At 40.2% G+C, this 22,719-nt stretch carries 16 protein-coding genes; 11 read left to right on the plus strand and 5 right to left on the minus strand.

What is annotated here, in order from left to right:
- Positions 1 to 274 precede the first annotated feature (274 nt).
- The 4 genes from AAH582_RS21125 to AAH582_RS21140 all read left to right on the plus strand — a co-directional run bounded on the left by AAH582_RS21125 (position 275) and on the right by AAH582_RS21140 (position 9,937).
- Entirely contained in the window at positions 275 to 5,560 is a 5,286-nt protein-coding gene (locus AAH582_RS21125) for a translocation/assembly module TamB domain-containing protein (RefSeq protein ID WP_343320410.1), read from the plus strand.
- Positions 5,532 to 7,856 carry a BamA/TamA family outer membrane protein gene (locus tag AAH582_RS21130; protein WP_236585988.1) on the plus strand — a complete coding sequence of 775 codons (2,325 nt, stop codon included), beginning with the start codon at positions 5,532 to 5,534 and terminating at the stop codon, positions 7,854 to 7,856. The genes AAH582_RS21125 and AAH582_RS21130 overlap by 29 nt, the downstream gene beginning before the upstream one ends.
- Positions 7,857 to 8,229: 373 nt before the next feature.
- Positions 8,230 to 9,168 carry a malate dehydrogenase gene (locus AAH582_RS21135; RefSeq protein ID WP_343320413.1) on the plus strand — a complete coding sequence of 313 codons (939 nt, stop codon included), beginning with the start codon at positions 8,230 to 8,232 and terminating at the stop codon, positions 9,166 to 9,168.
- A 325-nt stretch (positions 9,169 to 9,493) separates the two neighbouring features.
- On the plus strand, positions 9,494 to 9,937 hold the full coding sequence (locus AAH582_RS21140) for a retropepsin-like aspartic protease (RefSeq protein ID WP_343320415.1): 444 nt from the start codon (positions 9,494 to 9,496) through the stop codon (positions 9,935 to 9,937).
- Here AAH582_RS21140 and AAH582_RS21145 read toward each other — a convergent pair.
- Complete coding sequence (locus AAH582_RS21145) at positions 9,923 to 11,143, minus strand: MFS transporter (RefSeq protein ID WP_343320417.1); 1,221 nt, start codon at positions 11,141 to 11,143, stop codon at positions 9,923 to 9,925. The genes AAH582_RS21140 and AAH582_RS21145 overlap by 15 nt on opposite strands.
- A gap of 181 nt (positions 11,144 to 11,324) precedes the next feature.
- Between AAH582_RS21145 and fsa the strand changes: the two genes are divergently transcribed.
- The 3 genes from fsa (at position 11,325) to rnr (ending at position 15,069) form a co-directional block, all read left to right on the plus strand.
- A complete protein-coding gene (gene fsa, locus AAH582_RS21150) occupies positions 11,325 to 11,984 on the plus strand; it encodes a fructose-6-phosphate aldolase (RefSeq protein ID WP_046671866.1) in 660 nt (219 codons plus the stop codon).
- Between the two features lie 266 nt (positions 11,985 to 12,250).
- Positions 12,251 to 12,679, plus strand: coding sequence for a Fur family transcriptional regulator (locus AAH582_RS21155; RefSeq protein WP_343320419.1), 429 nt, complete (start codon positions 12,251 to 12,253; stop codon positions 12,677 to 12,679).
- 257 nt (positions 12,680 to 12,936) lie between these two features.
- Positions 12,937 to 15,069: a ribonuclease R gene (gene rnr / locus AAH582_RS21160; RefSeq protein WP_286753130.1), complete on the plus strand. Its 2,133-nt coding sequence runs from the start codon at positions 12,937 to 12,939 to the stop codon at positions 15,067 to 15,069.
- A 121-nt stretch (positions 15,070 to 15,190) separates the two neighbouring features.
- On the opposite strand, the gene AAH582_RS21165 is transcribed toward rnr, so the two are convergent.
- Positions 15,191 to 15,607 carry a GntP family permease gene (locus AAH582_RS21165; protein ID WP_231585178.1) on the minus strand — a complete coding sequence of 139 codons (417 nt, stop codon included), beginning with the start codon at positions 15,605 to 15,607 and terminating at the stop codon, positions 15,191 to 15,193.
- Positions 15,608 to 16,193: 586 nt separating this feature from the next.
- Here AAH582_RS21165 and rpsL point away from each other — a divergent pair.
- The 4 genes from rpsL to rpsJ all read left to right on the plus strand — a co-directional run bounded on the left by rpsL (position 16,194) and on the right by rpsJ (position 19,736).
- Positions 16,194 to 16,607, plus strand: coding sequence for a 30S ribosomal protein S12 (gene rpsL, locus AAH582_RS21170; protein WP_002993550.1), 414 nt, complete (start codon positions 16,194 to 16,196; stop codon positions 16,605 to 16,607).
- A gap of 19 nt (positions 16,608 to 16,626) precedes the next feature.
- The gene (rpsG, locus tag AAH582_RS21175; protein WP_343320443.1) at positions 16,627 to 17,094 is read left to right on the plus strand and encodes a 30S ribosomal protein S7; all 468 of its coding nucleotides are present in this window, start codon (positions 16,627 to 16,629) and stop codon (positions 17,092 to 17,094) included.
- A gap of 134 nt (positions 17,095 to 17,228) precedes the next feature.
- Complete coding sequence (gene fusA, locus AAH582_RS21180) at positions 17,229 to 19,352, plus strand: elongation factor G (RefSeq protein ID WP_313418732.1); 2,124 nt, start codon at positions 17,229 to 17,231, stop codon at positions 19,350 to 19,352.
- Between the two features lie 78 nt (positions 19,353 to 19,430).
- The gene (rpsJ, locus tag AAH582_RS21185; protein WP_028070501.1) at positions 19,431 to 19,736 is read left to right on the plus strand and encodes a 30S ribosomal protein S10; all 306 of its coding nucleotides are present in this window, start codon (positions 19,431 to 19,433) and stop codon (positions 19,734 to 19,736) included.
- 10 nt (positions 19,737 to 19,746) lie between these two features.
- On the opposite strand, the gene AAH582_RS21190 is transcribed toward rpsJ, so the two are convergent.
- The 3 genes from AAH582_RS21190 to AAH582_RS21200 all read right to left on the minus strand — a co-directional run bounded on the left by AAH582_RS21190 (position 19,747) and on the right by AAH582_RS21200 (position 22,384).
- Complete coding sequence (locus AAH582_RS21190) at positions 19,747 to 20,238, minus strand: outer membrane beta-barrel protein (RefSeq protein WP_343322370.1); 492 nt, start codon at positions 20,236 to 20,238, stop codon at positions 19,747 to 19,749.
- Between the two features lie 263 nt (positions 20,239 to 20,501).
- Entirely contained in the window at positions 20,502 to 21,638 is a 1,137-nt protein-coding gene (locus AAH582_RS21195; protein ID WP_343320449.1) for an AI-2E family transporter, read from the minus strand.
- A gap of 116 nt (positions 21,639 to 21,754) precedes the next feature.
- Positions 21,755 to 22,384 (minus strand): porin family protein, encoded by a 630-nt coding sequence (locus AAH582_RS21200; protein WP_343320451.1) that lies wholly within the window; start codon positions 22,382 to 22,384, stop codon positions 21,755 to 21,757.
- Between the last annotated feature and the right edge of the window lie 335 nt (positions 22,385 to 22,719).

The following is a 22,719-nucleotide window of genomic DNA, read 5'->3' on the forward strand; positions in this document are numbered from 1 at the left end:
AATTAAAAAACAAAAAACTTTGTACGGCTAGAATGGTTTGGTCAATTATTTGATGTGTTTTTTTAACATTCCCCAGATAAAATGACTATATATAAGGGAAATGAAGAATAGTCTACTATTTGCTAGTAGGTATAATACATAAATTGGGCTTGCATTTACAGGCAAATTTATCTTAGTTTGCTGAAATAGTGGCGATATATGTTAATATATGAAAACTTAGCAAACTTTTTTCCGTTTTAATTTTTATTAATAGATACTTAAATCAAATTATACGTTGAACAGATTTACCCGAATTGCTTTCAAAACAATATTGTGGATTATTGGAGTCATCCTTGCGCTGGCTATTCTAATCGTATTTCTAATCAGATTACCATCCGTTCAGAATTATATTGCCGGAAAAGTAACGCAATATGTGGAAAACAAGATTGGTACTCCCGTTAAAATTGGCTACATTAATATTGATTTTCCTAAAAAACTGGTGTTGGAGGACATCTATCTAGCAGACCAAAGTAAAGATACCTTAGTTGCGGGAAAAAGCATAACTGTTGATATCAATATGCTCAAACTGCTTAAAAACACAGTTGAAATACAGCGCCTTGAAGCAGAAGGTATTACCGCAAAAATTCACCGGACACTCCCCGACAGTTCGTTTAACTTTGATTATATTGTCAAAGCGTTCGCCTCTCAAAAAGAAAGCAAACCGACTGCGGATAGTAGCTCCGCCCTCTTATTTAACCTCGATAAAGTCAAATTTGACAAATTTCATATTGTTTATGCCGATGATGTTATCGGAACAAGCGCCGACGTTTATCTGAACAGCCTAAATACCAACATCAAGAAGTTCGACCTTACAAAAAACATGGCCTTCAATCTACCTAAAGTGAAGATAGATGGTCTGAGCGCCACAGTGAAACAATGGCGGCCGGTGGTTGAGGGCACTGCACCTTCGGTGAAAGATTTTGGTATCACCGATAAAACCGCACAAACAACCACCCTGCTCCCTGAGATTGGTATACAACTGGCTGATCTGACCAACATCTTAGTGCGGTACGAGGATCAATCCAGCCTGTTGAATACCAAGTTTTATATCAAAAACCTTCATGCGGACATTAACAAGATCGACCTTAACAAAGAGCTTGTCGATATTCAGACGATCAATCTTGACGGTTCAGACAATACTGTGCTCTTTGGAAAGATCCCGAAAAAAGTAAACGCAGCAGCGAAAAACACCGCGGATACCACCAAAATAAACTGGGTTGTCTCTGCCAAAGAAATCCAAATCAATAAGACAAGTTTAGCGTATAGAGACGATAATCAGGCCCGTATGAAAGGCTTTGATTACTTCAACATTAAGATCCCTGGGATGAAAACCAGTTTAAATGATCTTTACTACAGTGCCGATTCCATCAGTGGATCACTCAAAGAGCTTGTAGCCGCCGATCAATCGGGGTTTGTGATCAAGCAATTGAGGGGGGATTTTAAGTATACAAATACCGGCGCGGAGATCAAAAATCTATATGCAGAGACGCCACGCACCCTGCTGCGTGATTACTTAAAAATAACTTATCCCTCTTTGGATATTATCGCTAAAAAACCGGAACTGATCTACGTCAATGCAACGATCAAAAAGAGCCGCGTGGATATGCGTGACATCTACTATTTTGCTCCATTTTTGGATACTATGCAGGTGATGAAACCACTGATGGATAAAAAATTTACGATTGATGGTCGCGTTGTCGGTAAGCTAAATGACCTTAATATTCCGGCAATTGATTTTCAGACCCTGTCCAATACGCGCGTCGTTGCAAGTCTACATTTAAAGGGACTTCCCAATGTCGATAAAATGTCCATGGATCTTAATTTAAAGAAATTGACTACCGGGCGCTCGGATATCGAAAAGCTGGTTTCAAAAAAAATGTTGCCGAGCGGAATAGAATTGCCCAATACGATCGGACTCACCGGAACTTTTAAAGGTGGAATGAATGCCTTTAACACCAATCTTTCGCTGGTAACCGAAAAGGGAACGGCCAAGTTTAATGGTAAGGTGGGCATGATAGGCCGCGACACGACCTACGATGCTTATGTGAGTATTCGTGATTTTGACATTGGTAAAATCATGAAAATGGACAGTACCTTAGGTATACTTTCATTTGAGGGGAAAATTAAGGGCCATGGAACCGATCCCAAGAAGCTTGTCGCCAACTTTGATGGCAAAGTAAACCGGATGGACGCCATGGGCTATCGCTACCAAAATATTGATATGAATCTTACGGCAGACAAAGGGGACATAAAAGCCGCTGTTGTTAGCCCTGATCCAAACATCCAATTGAGGTTAAATGCGACAGCCAATATGAAATCCAAGTACCCACAGGTGGATTTTGAGCTGATGGTAGATACCATTAATCTTAAAAATTTAAAGTTGATGGATGACGAGTTCAAATACCACGGTAAACTCGTCGGAAATTTCAGTTCAGCCGATCCAAATTTTTTGAACGGAGAGGCACATATTACCAATTCATCCATTCTTTACAATGATGCATATTACTCTTTAGACAGTATTTCCCTTGTTGCAAAGGCCGACACAAGTCGCAATTTACTGCTATTAAAATCGGACTTTTTAAACGCCCATTTGGTCGGAAAATACAAAATTTTAGAGTTGCAGAATGCTATTCAAGATATCCTACAGGTATACTACCAGCCGGGAAAAGCTGTTAAAGTGCCCAAATACGAGCCGCAGAACATCGAGTTTTCGGCCCAATTGACCCGAACTAAGTTTATCAAAGATTTCTTGCCAGAACTGACAGAGATGTCGGATATCACGTTGGATGGTATGTTCAACAGTCAATCAAAAACGATTCTCGCCAAGCTGGATGCACCGAAAATAATCTATAATGGCACTGAAATAAATAACGTTACCCTAGATATCAACACCCTCGACAGTACACTGTATTACTCGGCATTGATCAATAAAATCAAGGTAAGCAATATCGAACTGGTGAATACCGTATTCAGTGGTAAAGTCATCCAAAACAATTTGGATTTTGGCCTCTGGATAAAAGATAAGAAAGAGAAAGAGCAATATCATTTGGGCGCCAATATGCGCGTTGATAATGGTGCATTCGTTTTTAGCCTCCTTCAGGACGGCTTAATGCTGAACTACGACAAGTGGACGATAAATCCAAAAAACGTACTCAAATTTGGGAGCACGGGTATTCAGGCCAATGATTTTATTTTGAGTAATAAAGGACAGGAACTGAGTATATCATCGCAGGACAGTGTACTCAATTCGCCGCTCAACATTGCATTTAAGAATTTCCGCATTGAAACCTTAAGTAGAATGCTTGAAAGTGAAACGATAGATCTTGGCGGTGGCATTAATGGCCAGGCAACGATATCACGCCTGGAGAGCAGCCCTGTATTTGTCTCCGACCTTGTCGTTGATAAATTCTATATTGGGAAAGATACCGTTGGTAACGTCAACATACAAGTGAATAATCAAAAAGAAAACACCTATAACGCGAATATTAGTATCAGTGAAAATGGCAATAATGTCGTATTAAGTGGTGATTTTATCAGTCCTCCTAAAGGAGAATCAAGCCTTGATTTCACCTTGGATATTGCGCCACTCTCGATGCAGACCGTGCAGGCATTCAGTCTGGGGTATCTAAAGGACTCGAAGGGAAATCTTGAAGGCCAGTTAAAAATAACAGGATCGCCATCAAAACCTCGCATTAACGGAGATGTTAAGTTTAAAGATGCCCAGTTCAATATTGCTATGTTGAATGCACTTTTCAAAGCTAAAGATGAAACTATCCACTTGGATGAAAGAGGCATTACTTTCCCAAAATTTGCATTGGAAGACAAAAAAGGAAATATTGCCAAAGTAACGGGGTCCATAGAAACCAAAACGTATACTGATTTTGATTTCAACCTCAATGTCAATACAGACAATTTTGAGGTGCTCAATTCAACACAGAGCGACAACGACATGTTTTATGGTAAAATGTACCTCACGTCTAACCTACGCATTCGTGGAAACCTCGATAAGCCTATCGTTGATGGCACAATCAAGGTGTTAGATGATACGGACTTTACCTTTGTCATGCCAAATGAGGATCCCGGGATGGCCGACCGGAAAGGGGTTGTCGAATTCGTTGATAAGAGTGATACAACAAGAGCCAATGTATTTGCAAAATTAGATTCTATGACTGTTACCCGATTGACGGGAATCGACGTAGATCTGAATCTGCAAACCGATAAGGATGCTAAATTTAAGATCCTCTTGGATGCTGGTTCACAGGATGCACTGAATATCCAGGGTGAAGCGGAACTGAACGCAGGTATTGATGCAAGTAGCAAAATTACCTTGTCGGGTACATTTACCGTAGACAAAGGAAGTTACTCCTTCAGTTTTGGTCCCGTAAAAAAAGATTTTACATTCCGAAAAGGAAGTACGATCACTTGGAATGGAGATCCCCTGGATGCGCAGCTTAATATCACGGCAGCATACACAACCAAAGCACCGACCCTCGAACTTGTAGCGACGCAGCTGGGGTCGGAAAACGCTAATTTGTACAAGCAGCGGATTCCTTTCAATGTCTTACTGAAGATCACAGACAAACTGTTCCAACCGCAACTAAATTTTGATATCGACTTGGACGAAAACAACTCGGTTGTTTCGCAAGATGTGATTAGCAAAGTCAACAATGCCTTGACCACCTTGCGTGAAAATCCATCTGAACTGAACAAACAGGTCTTTTCACTCATCGTTTTGGGACGCTTTATGTCGACCAATCCATTTGAGAGTTTATCCGGTGGCGGGGGTACGGAAGCCATTGTCAGAAATAGCATCAGTTCATTCCTGAGCGGTCAATTGAACCGCCTTGCCTCCGAGCTTATCAGCGGAGTAGAGCTGGATTTCAACTTAACTTCGGAAGAAGATTACGCAACTGGAGCAGGCCAGACCCGAACAGATCTGAATATCGGTGTGTCTAAAATGCTTTTAAATGACCGCCTAAAAATTACTGTTGGCTCTAATTTTGAAGTTGAAGGAAATACACGTCCGGGAGAAACGGCCAACAACATTGCTGGTGATATCCAATTGGATTATCAACTTTCGCAAGATGGCCGCTATTTTGCGCGGGTATATCGTAAAAATCAATATCAGGTTACACTCCAAGGTCAATATGTAGAAACGGGTATCGGATTTATCATCAATATGGATTACAACCGATTTAAGGAGATCTGGATGAGTTCGAAAAAACTCAAAGAGTATTACGACACCAATAGTAAGGGTTTCAGAAAACGTTTCGATGTAGAACGTATGGAAACCGATTCAGTCTATCGCGACAGTGTACGCACCGTCATCCGAGATAGTTTGATGACCCATAGTCCTGAATACAGAAAGCGTATGGAGGAAAGAGAAAAAGAGAGACGTAAGCAACAGCTGGACTCAACGAAACGTACGCCGAAAAGCGATAGTCCAAAATCAACTATAGATACCATCAGAACGACAGCTATAAAAAATGAAGATGAGGAAAGGAATTACCATGCAAACTAAACTAAAGTATATTGTGGGAATAGTTTCATGCGCTGCATTTATAGCATCCTGCTCTTCCACCAAGAATCTAAAAGAAGGGGAAAGCTTATATGTCAAGGGCAATGTGATAGTCGATTCGGACACGATTTCCAAAGAAAATAAGGAAAAGATTGCGACTCATTTAGAAGCTGCACTGATGCCAAAGCCCAACAAACGCTTGGCCGGCGTACCATTCAAGCTCTATTTCAACAATATGGCCGGGGACTCTGCGGGGAATAACATCATTAAAAAATTCCTCAAGAAGATCGGTGAAGAACCAGTACTATTGAGCGACGTCAATCGCGAATATAATGAAAACCTATTGCGCAATCGTCTGGAGAATTTCGGATTCTTCAATGCGGAAGTGAAATCGGACACCTTAGTTGAAGACAAAAAAGCAACCATTAATTATACAGCCAAGCCTAATCTGATCTACCGAATCAGATCTGTTCAATTCGACATCGACAGCACAACACAGTTGGGTAAAGATATCCGTTCGAGCTCCGATAAAAGCCTCTTGCAAGTGGGTAAGAATTACAGTTTAGATGTTATCCTCAATGAGCGCGACCGCATCGACAATGACCTCAAAAATAGAGGGTATTATTATTTCAGTCCCGATTACATCCTAGTTCAGGTAGACAGTTCGCATCGGAACAACAAAGTCGATATGTATGTTACGGTGAAAAAGGAGACACCGGCACAGGCAAGGGTACCGTCCAAGATCAATAAAATCTACATTTTCCCGAACTACACGGAAACAAGCTCCGGTTATCAGCGATCCACCCGCAACGCGGAACTATATGATAGCAGTTACTATTTTATAGACCGCCAGCATCTTTATCGAAAGCCTGTTATCGCAAATCATATCTTCTTCCATCCCGGTGACGTCTACAACCGGAATGCGCATAACCAGACCATCAGCCACCTGGTGAATCTCAATAGCTGGAAATTTGTCAAAAACAACTTCGTGGACAGCAAAGAAGTCCCCAATGCACTGGATGTCTATTACTACTTAACGCCATTGCCTAAAAAATCACTCCGTGTGGAACTTTTAGGAAAAATGGCCTCAGTATACAATGGTACCGAGGTGAATGTCAACTGGACTTTACGCAACGCATTTAAAGGCGCGGAGCAGTTGAGTTTTAATGTATTCGGTGGTTATGAAACCCAGACCGGTGGATCGGCTGACCTCAATTCGAGTTATTACCGCTATGGTATGGAGGCTACACTGACCTTTCCACGGATATTGTCCCCTTTTGGACGGATTTCACCGACACGACGTTTTATCCCCAAGACTTACGTCAAAGGGCGGTATGAGTTTTTAAATCGCCGCAAAGCATATACCTTAAATTCCATCGCATTGGATTACGGTTATATTTGGCAGGAGTCTGAGGAGAAGCAGCACGATCTTGCTCTAATGGAGATTACCTATGTTCAGCCTAAAGGGATTTCAGAAAACTACCAAAAACAAATGGATACCATTCCGGCGTTAAGGCATGCAATAGATCCACAATTTACGATTGGCCCAAATTACAATTTCACGTTTCAAAACACGATGAAGCAGCATTTGAAAAATACCTTTTATTTCAAAGGCAACTTGGACCTCTCGGGGAATATACTCGGATTAATAAAGGGAGCAGATTTCAATAAAGGGAAAACCTTCAAATTGTTCGATGCGTATTTTTCCCAATACATCAAGATCAGTGGCGATGGAAGACATTATCTCAAATTGTCGGAGAATTCGCAGCTTGCCTCGCGGGTCAGTTTGGGCTTAAGTTATTCGTATGGCAACTCGCGGTCACTCCCCTATTTAAAACAATATTATGTGGGTGGACCTAACAGTATCCGTGCTTTTGGTGCTCGTGCAATTGGCCCAGGAACAGTTGCCCCTGAAAAATTAAGCAATGGGCTTTTCTATGCAGATCAAACCGGTGACATCAAATTAGAGCTGAATACCGAATATAGAGCCAAATTAGCGGGCTTTGTTCATTGGGCAGCGTTCATTGATGCGGGGAATGTGTGGTTGCAACGGGATGACGTCAACAAGCCCGGCGGTAAGTTCAGCAAAAACTTTTTGAATGAATTAGCTGTTGGCGGTGGCGCTGGATTACGCTTTGACTTTACTTTTCTAATCATACGTACGGATATGTCAATACCTTTCCGCATCCCGTATCTTCCCAAAGGAGAACGTTGGGTATTTAAGGATATCGACTTTGGAAGTTCAAAATGGAGAAAGGATAATTTGATGTTTAATTTAGCCATCGGTTATCCATTCTAGGATTTAAAATTTGATTTACACGATAAAAAAAACAGGCTTGAACGAATTTCAGGCCTGTTTTCTTGGGGGGCATTCCATCAGAATCATACCCTTTGGACGCTATCATTGTGCATTATTTGTTCAATGGCATTTGCCCTCTTATCGATTATGTCAAAAAACAAGTTATTCCCACGAAATACATTGATTTACTGACAATAATTGATTAAATTCAAGAATTATTTATTAATCCACATCAATGCACATGAAATATCCATGTAAAAAATACGCGCATTCGTGAAGAGAGACTGGATATTTTATACGGCATAGAAAACCGCCGAAGGCAGCATGAATTCTTAAGCGGAAATTAGCTCATGAATAAACAAATAATTTACATATGAAAGTAACTATTGTTGGTGCCGGAGCTGTAGGAGCAACTACAGCGGACAATTTAATCCGTCGAAATGTCGCCGAAGAGATTGTATTATTGGATATTAAAGAAGGATTTGCGGAAGGTAAAGCGCAAGATATGGCACAGACTGCCGCCTTGTTGGGTTTTGAATCAAAAATAAAGGGAGTAACCAATGACTATCTGTCCACTGCAGGTTCTACCGTTGCCGTCATTACCTCGGGAATTCCGCGTAAACCCGGAATGACACGCGAAGAATTAATTGGCACAAATGCGAATATCGTCAAGTCGGTGGTGGAGAACCTGGTAAAATATTCTCCGGATATTATCATTGTCATTGTTTCGAATCCCATGGATACCATGACTTACCTGGCACTTAAATCAAGTGGATTACCAAAAAATAGAATCATTGGAATGGGTGGCCCATTGGATTCAGCCCGATTCAAATATCAACTGAGCGAAAAACTGAATGCTTCTGCGGCCGATCTCAATGCCATTGTCATTGGCGGCCACGGAGATACAACGATGATTCCACTTATCAAGCACTCCACGTGGAACAGTATTCCAGTCACTGATTTCCTTACCCCGGAAGAGCAGGACGAAATTGTACACAAAACGATGGTTGGTGGCGCAACCCTAACCAGTCTAATCGGGACCTCAGCCTGGTATGCTCCAGGAGCCGCAACAGCCGCGGTCGTCGAAAGTATCGTGCGTGATCAAAACAAGTTATTTACCGCATCCGTCTATCTGGAAGGTGAATTCGGCCAAGAAGATATTAATCTTGGCGTACCGGTTATCATCAATAAAAAAGGATGGGATCGGATCGTCCCCCTTCAGCTGGATGAAGAGGACAAAGAAAAATTCAGTAAAAGTGCAGAAGCAGTGCGTACAATGAACAATGTACTAAAAGAAATAAAAGCGCTGTAGCTCATCAACAATATGAAGATAAAAGGGGCATTCCAAATGGACTGTCCCTTTTTTTAGGCGATTTTATAGGGTCCCCCTACAGCGTCATTTTTAAGCTATTCTATTCTTAAGGGGCTTGATTTTACTTTCGCAAACCATCTTTTTATCATCGCCGTAGCACGTAGACGCTTTCAATTGACAATAGATTGGCCACAGAGCACAGCCCAGTCCACCACGCAACCGTGAGTCTTATAGTTATATTATAAGCGAAGCCCTTGTCATTTTAAGCGGCCCCTGAGGCATTTGAATTTCCTTTTTTTGGGAATTTTTGGTTATGTTTGGCTATATGACAACAGTACCATTTCAATTGCTGGATCTGCAGGGCCAGGGCACACACATTTTAGTTGATGTAGAATTATACAGCCGTTCGTTCAAGATGGTAATTGATACCGGCGCCTCTAAAACAGTATTTGATAAAACGCTGTTGGACCATCTTTTGGAAGACCAATTACAGCTTGAGCCCTCAGAAACATTATCAACAGGACTTGGCACCAATTCGATGGAGAGTTTCAACATGACAATCCCGAGTCTGACCATAGGTGAATGGCGGATAAAAAACTTAAATACGGCGGTATTGGATTTAAGCTCGATCAACTATGCTTATCAGCAAATGGATCTTGAACCGGTGATCGGCGTATTGGGCGGAGATATTTTTGCAGACTATGGCGCCGTCATTAATTATGCCAAGCGCAGCTTAAAATTAAGAACCCGGAAATTAAAACTTAAATAGACGTTTGTGGATATGGAGCCGGAGATAGCCATAGTACACGATTGCAATCAATATACCCAGTCCACCCATGATGTATAGTGTCGTTCGAAGCCCACAGTAACTCGCTAATGAACCTATCATCAACGTTCCAATGGGAAATATTCCCTGAAAAGCCATAACGTAATACGAGATCGCCCGGGCGCGATAGATCGGTATGGCATGTGTCTGAATATAGGTATTGATACTTGAGTTTTGCATCATCATGGCAAAAGATACCAACATCACATAGACCAATGCCATCTGCAGCATACTCGAATGTGCCAAAAACAATAATGCAACTCCCATAAGCGCGGCAGCGCCCATCACCTGATAGCGCAAATTGGTACCCGATTTTAAACGAGCCATATTAAATGCACCAATCATTGCACCCAAGCCGGCGGCACTTTCAAACCAGGAGAACGTACGCTCATCGCCATGAAACATTTCTTTTGCTATGGCAGGCAGCAACGAGGTATACGGAATAACAATCAAGCTGGAAAATGTCATGATAATAATCAGTGAAGCAATATGCGGTGAGCGTTTGAGGTAACGAAAGCCTTCGACCAAGCCTTCCCAATTGCTTCCCTTGCTCAGTTGAACATGCGTTTCATCGACCTGCATCAACAACAATGTAATAATGACAGGAACAAAACTGATAAAATTTAGGGCAAAACAGACGAGTTCACCGTATGTACTCAGTAAAATACCTCCTATTGCAGGTCCCAACATTCGGGCACCATTGAAAATTGTTGAATTCAGGGCTATGGCATTCGGCAGATCTTTACGGTCACCAACCAGATACATCATCAGCGATTGACGTCCCAAAACATCGAAGGAATTAATAACCCCTTGTATAAGACCCAAGATGGAAAGCCATAAGACACTCTCCCATTTCAGATAAACGACCAAGGTCAGGATTCCAGCTTGTATCATCAAACCAATTTGGGTCATCAGAACCAATTTATATTTTTTGTGCTTATCGACAAAACTGCCGATAAATGGAGACAGGACCAAAGAGGGCAATAGGGAGATAAACTGAACAAAACCAAGCCAAAACACAGATCCTGTCAATTCATAGACCAACCAACTGATGGCTATTCGCTGCATCCAGGTTCCCATAAGGGAAATTGCTTGTCCTATAACATGTAAACGGAAATTTCTATAATGGAGAGAACGAAAAACCTGCATACGTAAAGATAATAGTATATTAAAAGTATAACAAAAAATTAGGAGAAGAGATTCCTTTTTGCTAAAATAAAGATACAATAGGTGAAAATCAATGCTTCAATACTGGAATATAATCAATAACTTTGCGTCATTATTTTGAACATTAGAATAATCAAATAATTATCATTCAATAACATATACAATGAAATTTTTTATTGACACAGCGAACCTAGAGCAAATCAAAGAAGCCCAAGACTTAGGCGTATTAGACGGGGTAACAACCAATCCAAGTTTAATGGCTAAAGAAGGTATTAGCGGTGATGAAAACGTAATCAACCATTATAAAGCGATCTGTGCAATCGTTGATGGCGATGTCAGTGCTGAAGTTATTTCTACAACTTATGAAGAAATGATCAAAGAGGGAGAAGCTTTAGCGGCTCTTGACAGCAAGATTGTTGTAAAAGTCCCTATGATCAAAGATGGCGTAAAAGCAATTAAATATTTCAGCAAAAAAGGCATTAAAACAAATTGTACATTGGTATTTACAGCCGGTCAAGCACTATTGGCTGCAAAAGCTGGGGCAACCTATGTATCTCCTTTTATCGGTCGTTTGGATGATATCTCTACAGATGGATTAGCGTTGATCGAAGATATTCGTTTAATCTATGATAACTACAACTACCCTACACAAATTTTAGCAGCTTCTGTACGTCACAGTGCACACATTTTGGGATGTGCTAAAATCGGCGCGGATGTCATGACAGGTCCTTTATCAGCGATCTTGGCTTTATTGAAACACCCTTTGACAGACAGTGGTCTAGCGACATTCTTAGCTGATCACGCGAAAGCTGCGGGCAAATAAGATTCCTATATTTCATATAATAACGAAAACCGATAGGTAAGATGACACTAATCTTAAACTTATCGGTTTTCTTATTTTTAAGAGATTCCGTATTTTTGTACTATAAAAATGATCTCTGAGAAATGAAACAGTCAGTTTCTGTTCCTTACTGGTCTATTTAAAGGGAAAAAATACGATGAATAAATCCGTCTGATCGTTTTTAAACTTGCAAATAAACGTAAATTTCTCTTAGTTTGTATTTGATCTAAGGCTTAACGAAGAAATCCATGGAAGATTCCAACACTGTATATCCAGAAATTCTCAAACGAAATAGTTTAAAAGTTACCCAACCCCGGTTGAAGGTGCTGGAAATCATTTCGCGAAAAGATTCGGCAATTTCGCAGCCAGAACTGGAGAAATTACTGGGCAAGGATATAGACAGGGTCACATTATACCGCGTATTGGCCAGCTTTGAAGAGAAAGGGATTATCCATAAAATCTTTGATCTACATGGTACGGCGACTTATGCCATGTGTTCGACAAACTGTTCAGAACACGATCATCATGATCAACATGTGCATTTCATTTGCCGGGTATGCAATTCTGTATACTGTCTGGACGATATGACCTTACCGAAAGTATCGATCCCAGCAGGCTTTAGTCTCGAAGCGATTGCTGTAAATGCACTTGGTGTGTGCAATCATTGCAAAAAGTAAATCAGGCTGTACCAATCCAAAATTATTTTTCGGCTAAACTGTCTATACATTGGCTATCGGAAGGTGCTTCGTTTAGCTCTTATTGTCGTGTCAACTGCTGTTTTTTTCGTACCTTGTATTGGCATCGATCTTGATGTATGGCTTACTCATGATCTGCGGTAAAGACTGGTTTTTCGAAATCCATTATCCTAGCCAGTCAAAGGATCTATTGGCCTGTCGAAGACCGATGTATATGAATAATAATAAATAATAAGTGAATGAAAACAAGAAAAGAAAATCCATATAAAGAGGTGTTAACACAGCTGATTATCGATATCTTCGAAAAATCGGGTAATAAGCCGCTCAACTATAAACAAGTTTCTTCTAAATTGAACCTCACGGATAACGACTCAAAAGTCGCTATCGCCGATATATTACATGATAATGTAAGGAATGGGCTTTTTATTGAGGTGGACAGAGGCAAATTTAATTTGAAGCAACTCAAAGTGTATGTCACTGGGAAAGTAGATATGACCGCCGATGGTTCTGCCTATGTAATTCCTGATGACGAATTTGAAAATGATATTTATATCGCTCCACGGAAACTTAGACAGGCACTCCACGGCGATATTGTAAAGGTTCATACCTTCGAAAAAAGAAAAGGCGGCCGCAAAAAAGAGGGTGAAGTCGTTGAAATTCTGCAAAGGGCCAAGACTGATTTCACGGGAACGATCAGCATCTCCAACAATTTTGCTTTTTTTATTGCGGATGACCGCAAGATGCTACACGACATTTTTATTCCTTTGGACAATTTGAATGGAGCCAAGGACAAAGAAAAAGTGGTCGTGTCGATTATTGACTGGCCTAGCGGGAGCAAAAATCCTGTTGGAACGGTCAAACATGTCTTGGGCACCAAAGGGGAAAATAACACCGAGATGAACGCTATTTTGGCCGACTATGGTTTCCCATTGGAGTTCCCTAAAAAAGTAGAGGATGAAGCGAATCAGATTTCGGAAAAAATAAGCAAGGAGGAAATAGCCAAGCGACGCGACTTTAGAAACGTGACGACCTTTACCATTGACCCCGCGGATGCAAAAGATTTCGATGACGCCATCTCCTTTCAAAAATTAGAGAATGGCAACTATGAAATCGGTGTTCACATTGCCGATGTTTCGCATTTTGTGATACCCGATACAGAATTGGACAAAGAAGCATTTAACCGTGGTACATCGGTCTATTTGGTGGACCGTGTTATCCCGATGCTTCCGGAGCGTCTTTCTAACGGAGTTTGTTCCTTACGTCCACATGAAGATAAGCTATGCTTTTCGGCTGTTTTTGAATTAGACGAAAAAGCCAATGTACACCATCAATGGTTTGGCCGCACGATCATCCATTCCGACCGCCGTTTCAGTTATGAAGAAGCACAGGAGGTGATTGAAACGAAATCGGGCGATTTCAGTGAGGAGATCCTGAAATTAAATGAACTGGCTTATATTCTTCGGGAGCGTAAATTTAAAAATGGGGCAATTGCCTTTGAAAGTGAGGAAGTCAAGTTCACCTTGGATGAAAATGGCAAGCCTACCGGGGTCTATACCAAAGTGCGTAAGGATGCGCACAAGCTGATTGAAGATTTTATGTTATTGGCTAACCGTAAGGTTGCCGAGTTTATCGGTAAGCAAGGGCGCGGAAAAAACAAGCTTACGTTTGTATACCGGTTTCACGATGTGCCTAATCCGGAGACGCTGACGACGTTCTCTCAATTTGCGGCGCGTTTTGGTCATAAATTGACCATCAAAACGGACAAGGAAACGGCTAAATCTTTAAATGCGTTGATGACCAAAATAGAAGGCAGCAAAGAACAAAACATGCTGACTTCGCTTGCTGTACGTTCGATGGCCAAGGCGATCTATACGACAAAGAAGACGAGTCACTACGGATTGGCATTTGATTATTATACCCATTTCACCTCCCCTATCCGTCGTTATCCCGATGTAATGGTACACCGTCTTTTGCAATTCTATTTGGAGGGAGGTACCAAAATCAATGCGGAACATTATGAGAAAATGGCCGAGCATTCTTCCCAAATGGAGAAAAAAGCGGCTGAGGCCGAACGTGCATCGATCAAATACAAACAGGCAGAATACTTGCAGGATCAGATTGGCACTGAATATACAGGTATTGTTTCAGGTGTTACAGAATGGGGTATGTATGTAGAGATTGAAGAGAATAAATGTGAGGGTATGGTCAGGCTGCGGGATATCACCGATGACTTTTACGTACTTGATGAAAAGAACTATGCGATCATTGGTCAAAGGAAAAAAAAGAAATTCCAGTTGGGTGATGAGGTTCAAATCCGCGTAAAGAAAGTGGATCTGGATAAACGGCAGATTGATTTTACGTTATTGTCTTAATATAAAACTACCATAACTGGTCCAACGAGCTTATTAAACGTACCCAATCGGATTTAAGACATGAAAAAGCGGTATTGACTAAATTCAATACCGCTTTTTCATTTGAATAAGAAACAAAAAGTTATTGTTTCGTTCCGTCAAAAGAATATTCCAACTGTCCTGCTTCAGTTCTTTCTGCTAAAAAAGTCAGCCCTTTATTTTCAAAGGTAAAAATAAATTGACCTTGAGGTTCATTTGGAAGAGCTTGAATCGAAATATTATAGTTATTCGAAACCTGAATTTCTCTTACTGGAAGCTTAAGATCGGTATTTTGAGCGCTAACTTTAACTTTATTATCGCTAACCTTGCTAACCACCAATATTTGATTAAAGACTTCGGCCCCACCAATAATCTTAATTTTACCTTTATACGTACCAATAGCTGCATCAATGCTGCCACCTGTTTGGATGGGTTCATCTTTGTCCTTTGAACATCCAACAAAAGCGAAAGTGACCAAGGCCAATACCACTGCATACATTAATTTCATTTTGATTTTCATAACTTGAATACATTAATTTGTTTCTACTAAATATTTATACGTTTTTATCAAACGCTTTGCCAAACAGAACGCAAAAACAGGCAAAGCAGGCAATATACTCAGAAACCAGTAGAAGAGAAATTTTGAAAAAAGGCTGTTTTTAAAGAATATTCCACAGAGAAAGAACAGCTTACGGCAGATATAAGAAAAAACCTATTCACCCCATTGAGCGGCTATTCGCCCCCCCCTAAAATCGTCTATATTTTTGTACAACCAAGCATAAGGAGTTATCTCTTCAATTTTGGCAACATATGACAGCATAAGTGGCTGACAAATTAGTTTGATAGTGGAAGCGTACAAATGATGAAGATGTTGGACTACAGGCTAAAAATCCCGGAGAGGGCGACCAGGTCATTAGGATAGTGAGATAATAAAGAAGCATGAAGAGGTAATAAAGAAGGGCATGGGTATATTCCAGAAAAGAGCAGCGCCAATTCAAAAAATAATCTAAATTTTATACACTAACTATTTCATATTCAAAAGAGAATCAGTATCTTTGCGAACTTAAAATATTTAAGGTACAAAATTTATAAACAAAAACAGGTAAATGCCTACTATTCAACAATTAGTTAGAAAAGGTAGAGTAGCTCTGGTTGATAAGAGTAAGTCACCAGCGTTGGACTCATGTCCACAGCGAAGAGGTGTATGTACACGTGTATATACTACTACCCCTAAAAAACCAAACTCAGCAATGCGTAAAGTAGCTCGTGTACGTTTAACAAACGGAAAAGAGGTCAACGCTTACATCCCTGGAGAAGGTCACAATTTACAAGAGCACTCGATCGTATTGATTCGTGGTGGTCGTGTTAAGGATTTACCAGGTGTACGTTACCACATCATCCGTGGTGCATTAGATACTTCAGGTGTAGCAGGTCGTAACCAACGTCGTTCTAAATACGGAACTAAGCGTCCTAAACCAGGACAAGCAGCTGCAGCTCCAGCAAAAGGTAAAAAGAAATAATTAAACGGAGGAAAGAAAAATGAGAAAGTCAAAACCGAAAAAGAGAATCATTTTACCTGATCCAAAGTTTAATGACGTTCAGGTAACACGTTTCGTAAACAATATGATGGTAGATGGTAAAAAATCTATCGCTTATGCTATTTTTTACGATGCAGTAGAATTAGTAGAACAAAAAACACAAGAAAGCGGTCTTGAAGCTTGGAAAAAAGCTTTAAACAACGTTATGCCTGCTGTTGAAGTTAAATCACGCCGTGTGGGTGGTGCTAACTTCCAAGTTCCTATGGAAGTTCGTCCAGATCGTAAAATCGCTTTGGGTATGAAATGGTTAATTTCGTACGCTCGTAAACGTGGTGAAAAAACAATGTTCGAGAAATTAGCAGGAGAAATCATTTCAGCTTCTAAAGGTGAAGGTGCTGCTGTTAAGAAGAAAGAAGATACGCACAAAATGGCGGAAGCTAACAAAGCGTTCTCACACTTCAGATTCTAATTTTGAAGACATTCAAAAAAATATGATTACACCGACCTCCGATAAAAGAACAATCCTTTATCAAGGTCGGTGTACTTATTTAACATTACATTTAAACACATAAGGCCATGCATGGCCAGTTGCTTAAAAATATTATGGCAAGAGATTTAAAATTCACTAGAAATATCGGTATCGCTGCTCACATCGATGCTGGTAAAACTACAACAACTGAGCGTATCCTTTATTACTCAGGTGTAAACCACAAAATTGGTGAAGTTCACGAAGGTGCTTCTACAATGGACTGGATGGAGCAAGAAGCTGAGCGTGGTATCACAATCACTTCTGCTGCTACAACCGTATTTTGGAACTACCGTAACAACAAATACCAAGTAAACGTAATCGATACTCCTGGACACGTGGATTTCACGGTTGAGGTAAACCGTTCGTTACGTGTACTAGACGGATTAGTTTTCTTATTCTCTGCGGTTGATGGTGTTGAGCCTCAATCTGAAACAAACTGGCGTTTAGCTGACGGTTACAAAGTACCTCGTATTGGTTTCGTAAATAAAATGGACCGTTCAGGAGCTGACTTCTTGAAAGTTGTAAAACAAGTAAAAGACATGTTAGGTTCTGATGCTGTAGCTTTACAATTACCTATCGGTGCTGAAGATACATTCAAAGGTGTGGTTGACTTGATCAACAACCGTGGTATCGTTTGGAACGAGCATGATAAAGGGATGACCTTCACTGAAGTGCCTATTCCTGATGATATGTTGGATGAGGTTGCTGAATACCGTGAGAAATTATTGGAAGCAGTAGCTGGTTACGATGAGTCTTTGATGGAGAAATTCTTCGAAGATCCAGATTCATTGACTGAGCGCGAAATCTTAAATGCATTACGTGCTGCTGTATTGGATAACTCCATCGTTCCTATGGTTTGTGGTTCATCTTTCAAAAACAAAGGTGTTCAAACCATGTTAGACCTAGTAATGGAATTATTGCCTTCACCTCTAGATGTAGAGGCTGTAAAAGGTACTAACCCTGATACTGGTGAAGAAATCGAGCGTAAACCATCTGTTAGCGAGCCTTTCGCAGCTTTAGGTTTTAAAATTGCGACAGACCCATTCGTAGGTCGTTTATGTTTCATCCGTGCTTACTCTGGTAAATTAGATGCAGGTTCTTATGTATTGAACACACGTTCAGGAAACAAAGAGCGTATCTCTCGTATCTTCCAAATGCACGCGAACAAACAAAACCCTATCCCTTTCATCGAGGCTGGTGATATCGGTGCTGTTGTTGGTTTCAAAGACATCAAAACTGGTGACACACTTTGTGACGAAAAAGCGCCTATCGTATTAGAGTCCATGACTTTCCCTGAGCCAGTAATTGGTTTAGCGATTGAGCCTAAAACTCAAGCTGACGTGGATAGATTAGGTATTGGTCTTGGTAAATTGGCTGAAGAGGATCCTACATTCGTTGTTAAATCTGATGAAGAGACTGGTCAAACTGTTATCTCAGGTATGGGTGAGCTTCACCTTGAAATCCTAATCGACCGTTTGAAACGCGAATTCAAAGTTGAGGTTAACCAAGGTGCGCCACAAGTAGCATACAAAGAGTCTATCAATGGTTCTACTGAGCACCGTGAGGTATACAAAAAACAATCAGGTGGTCGTGGTAAATTCGCGGATATCAAAGTTGTTATCTCTCCTATCGATGCTGATTACGATACAACAAAATCTGCTCTTCAATTCGTAAACGAAATTGTGGGTGGTGCTATTCCGAAAGAATACATTCCTTCAGTTCAAAAAGGATTTGAGGCATCATTAAATAATGGTGTATTGGCTGGTTATCCGCTTTCAGGAATGAAAGTTCGTTTGATCGACGGTTCATTCCACGCAGTCGATTCAGATTCGTTATCTTTCGAATTGGCAGCTAAAATGGCATACCGTGAAGCATTACCAAAATGTTCTCCAGTATTAATGGAGCCAATCATGAAAGTAGAAGTGTTGACTCCAGAAGAAAACATGGGTGATGTAATGGGTGACTTAAACCGTCGTCGTGGTCAAATGCAAGGTTTGGATTCACGTAACGGTGCACAAGTAATCAAAGCATTGGTTCCACTTTCTGAGATGTTCGGTTACGTAACGCAATTACGTACAATCACTTCAGGCCGTGCAACGTCTACAATGGAATTTGATCACTATGCTGAAGCTCCTCGTAACGTTGCTGATGAGGTGATTGCAAAATCAAAAGGTAAAATCAAAGGTTCTGTAGAATAATATAGAACTCAAAAATAAACCGACCGCTGGTTGTTAATAGCTCTAATCAGCGGTCATTTTTAAATAATATCATATACTATGAGCCAAAGAATCAGAATTAAATTGAAATCTTACGATTACAATTTGGTTGACAAATCAGCTGAAAAAATCGTAAAAACAGTAAAACCTACAGGTGCAGTTGTTAGTGGTCCTATTCCATTGCCTACTGAGAAAAAAATCTACACGGTATTACGTTCACCACACGTTAACAAAAAAGCACGTGAGCAATTCCAATTATGTGCTTACAAAAGATTGTTGGATATCTATTCATCAAACGCTAAAACTGTTGACGCATTGATGAAACTTGAATTACCTTCAGGTGTTGAAGTAGAAATCAAAGTGTGATAGATTTCAATCACTGAAAAAAAGAAGGGGCCTTTCGCAAGAAAAGCCCCTTTTTATATTTTAGCCCCAGATTATAGCTGATAACCGATTCCAATTGAAAAAACGCGATTCTAGCAGAACTATCCTCGGCTCCTTTTACTATATTCGTCAATCCTAAACCGTACCCACCATTAATCAAGAAACCGTTTGTCAGTTTGAATCCTGCTAAAAAGTTTAAACCAGCATCAAAGGTTTTAAGACCAGCATCGTTAAAACTACCACTATCGCTCTCATTACTTCGAGTAGCTTTAGCATGTATACCAACACCAGCATAAGGACCTGCCCCTAAGAAAACACTACCAGAATTACCCGTTGGTATGCTGTATACAAAATTGACCGGAACTTCAATATACATCAACTGACTTTTTGAGTCTTCTATTCCTAAACTGCCACCAGTTACCTCCGCCAAGTCCTTGACGTTAATTTTATTTCCTTTCCCTTGTAAAGAACCCCCAGGTTGGATACTTAAATTGTATTAAATAACCCAGCATATTTTGACAACATAATTCAAACTGAGATCCTCAAGATGTGGAAGTCATCCTTTCGCCAAGTCGAAATCTAGAAATTTGTAGGTTACGGTATGGCCTTGTCAATGCATTCTTACTGGAATATCCGAACCTTATCCCGAAGATTTGGCCTCACTATACAATCTGAAGTTAGTTCAAATTTCAGTATTAGACTTCAAAATGATCATACCTTTCTGTTACACTTTCAATTCTAGGAAAACTACGACTTCTGCTCATTTTCCTCTATAATCTTCTTTTCAAGAGGATTTAACGTACCAAATAAATCCTTATACACCTCATCTTTACTATCTTCTTCCCCTAAAAGAAAGCCCCATGGTTTAAGTTCTTTGATCCTGTCCATCACAATCTTAACGATAGCCAGAATTGGAATGGCCAGAAACATGCCCGAAATTCCCCAGATCATTTCACCAATGATGATGGAGAGCATAGCAAACAGCGAATTAACTTTAACCTTAGAACCAACAATCTTCGGCACGATAAAATTACTGTCTATCATATGCACAACAATAAGGGCTATGATCACCAAGACAACATGGGTAAAAGAGGATGTAGCAAACGTCAGAATGGCAATGATAAGCATTGAGGAGAAAATACCAACATAAGGCAGCACATTGAATACGCCAGTGATCAATGCCAAAAGCAAACTATATTTTACCCCAATCAAGGAAAGGACAATAAAGACCAAAAGGGAAACCAAGCTCATTTGGATCAGTAGGCCAATCAGATATTTTTTGACGACATACTGAACCTGTTGAACGACGTCCAGAACAATAGGCCGGTCCTCTACGCGGTTGACAAATAAAAGAAACTTGACAATATGTCCCCTATATATTAGTAGGAAGAATGTGTAAAGAAAGGTAAAGACAAACAGAATAAACATCGATGAAAGGGAAACCAATGCAGTTCCTAAAAACAAAGTTCCCGAATCAACGGATTTTGAGGCTGTTTTATTGATAAAATCAATCTGATCTTTATGCTGAATTCCGAACTGTTGGCTCACCCAGGTCTGTAAATTGCCCACACCGTCCATAATCTGTTGCTTAAAGGCCGGGAAATCCTCCTTAAGAAGCGTAAGCTGAGAAGCCAATAGAAAAAGCCCATAACCTAGCACACCGAAAAATAAAATAACACTTATGATACCGGCAAGTGTCCTTGGAAACCGCAGCTTCCGCTCCAAAAAATTACTGAGCGGAATCAGCAACAACGAAAACAACAGGCCCAAAATCATGGGAATAAGTATGGTATCACCTATTTTAGCCAAATACCCCAATAAAAGGATACTGATGAGTACGCAGGCCAACTTAACATAAAAGGGTAAAGGGAGAAATCTTTTCATGCAGCAATCTTTTGAATAAAAATAACAATTTCGGACGACTTAAGTTTAATGCAATAAAAAAGTCCCCACAAATGCAGGGACTCTTTCCTCATAATAAGTTTAAGTACTTATATTTCTTATAGTCCGAAGCCGATGCCTACAGACCAAACACGGTTTTTGATCGAACCGCTGTTAGGTGCTAAGTTGGTTAAACCTAAACCATAACCAGCATTGATCTGAAAACCATTCGTTAATTGATAACCTGCAAGGAAGTTAACGCCGAAATCCGTACGTTTTAAATCCTTTCCAGAGCCACTACCAAACTCCACATCCCATTCACTTTTTGCGCTGGAGTTATTTGAGCTTGCTTCAAATTTATTCTTACCACTAAGCGCAAATCCAACATAAGGTCCAGCTCCGATAAAGAAATTACCTGATCCACCCGTAGGCAATTTAGCCACTAAGTTAACAGGGATATCCAAAGACATTATACTCTGCTTTAACTCACCTGTCGCACTATTGACTGTTGCGGAATATTTTCCACCTTTATTCTGTAATGACAATCCAGGTTGGATGGAAAAGTTTGGAGAAATAGGAGCATCCAAATAACCTGTTACAAAAAATCCTGTATTGGATTCAGAACTTCCATTTTCAAATGAATATTTAGGAATGTTTACACCCGCACGTAGTCCGTATCCCAATCCACCTTGTGCAAAAGCTCCTAATGAACCAAATAAAATTGCTGCAGATAATAATAGTTTTTTCATGTTTCCTAATTTAATTTACTTTCTTCTTTTATCACTTCATCTCATAATTTCCTGTATGAGATTTATTACATTCCCATTTGCAATATCTATTCCAAAATCCATAAATCATTAATTGCCAAAGTAAAACACGATAAAAATCTGACGGCAGACCATTGGACATTGTCCAATAAAAGATACAGTAAATGGAGTTCATCTACGCTACGGCCTCATCAGCAAAGATTTAAAGGAGCTGATGTCTTCCGAAATATCTCATCACAAAATAAGCTCATTTTCCAATGTCGAAAACTACACAATACATCCGTGCTGGAAATTCCCAAAGGATCTGTCAATGTAAA

It is taken from the genome of Sphingobacterium multivorum (assembly GCF_039511225.1).
In the GTDB taxonomy this organism is placed as follows: Bacteria; Bacteroidota; Bacteroidia; order Sphingobacteriales; family Sphingobacteriaceae; genus Sphingobacterium.

Bases quoted from the DNA above. Each gene is read 5' to 3' on its own strand.
- AAH582_RS21130 (WP_236585988.1), top strand. From the start codon at position 5,532: ATGAGGAAAGGAATTACCATGCAAACTAAACTAAAGTATATTGTGGGA.
- AAH582_RS21135 (WP_343320413.1), top strand. From the start codon at position 8,230: ATGAAAGTAACTATTGTTGGTGCCGGAGCTGTAGGAGCAACTACAGCG.
- AAH582_RS21140 (WP_343320415.1), top strand. From the start codon at position 9,494: ATGACAACAGTACCATTTCAATTGCTGGATCTGCAGGGCCAGGGCACA.
- AAH582_RS21145 (WP_343320417.1), bottom strand. From the start codon at position 11,143: ATGCAGGTTTTTCGTTCTCTCCATTATAGAAATTTCCGTTTACATGTT.
- fsa (WP_046671866.1), top strand. From the start codon at position 11,325: ATGAAATTTTTTATTGACACAGCGAACCTAGAGCAAATCAAAGAAGCC.
- AAH582_RS21155 (WP_343320419.1), top strand. From the start codon at position 12,251: ATGGAAGATTCCAACACTGTATATCCAGAAATTCTCAAACGAAATAGT.
- rnr (WP_286753130.1), top strand. From the start codon at position 12,937: ATGAAAACAAGAAAAGAAAATCCATATAAAGAGGTGTTAACACAGCTG.
- AAH582_RS21165 (WP_231585178.1), bottom strand. From the start codon at position 15,607: ATGAAAATCAAAATGAAATTAATGTATGCAGTGGTATTGGCCTTGGTC.
- rpsL (WP_002993550.1), top strand. From the start codon at position 16,194: ATGCCTACTATTCAACAATTAGTTAGAAAAGGTAGAGTAGCTCTGGTT.
- rpsG (WP_343320443.1), top strand. From the start codon at position 16,627: ATGAGAAAGTCAAAACCGAAAAAGAGAATCATTTTACCTGATCCAAAG.
- fusA (WP_313418732.1), top strand. From the start codon at position 17,229: ATGGCAAGAGATTTAAAATTCACTAGAAATATCGGTATCGCTGCTCAC.
- rpsJ (WP_028070501.1), top strand. From the start codon at position 19,431: ATGAGCCAAAGAATCAGAATTAAATTGAAATCTTACGATTACAATTTG.
- AAH582_RS21195 (WP_343320449.1), bottom strand. From the start codon at position 21,638: ATGAAAAGATTTCTCCCTTTACCCTTTTATGTTAAGTTGGCCTGCGTA.
- AAH582_RS21200 (WP_343320451.1), bottom strand. From the start codon at position 22,384: ATGAAAAAACTATTATTATCTGCAGCAATTTTATTTGGTTCATTAGGA.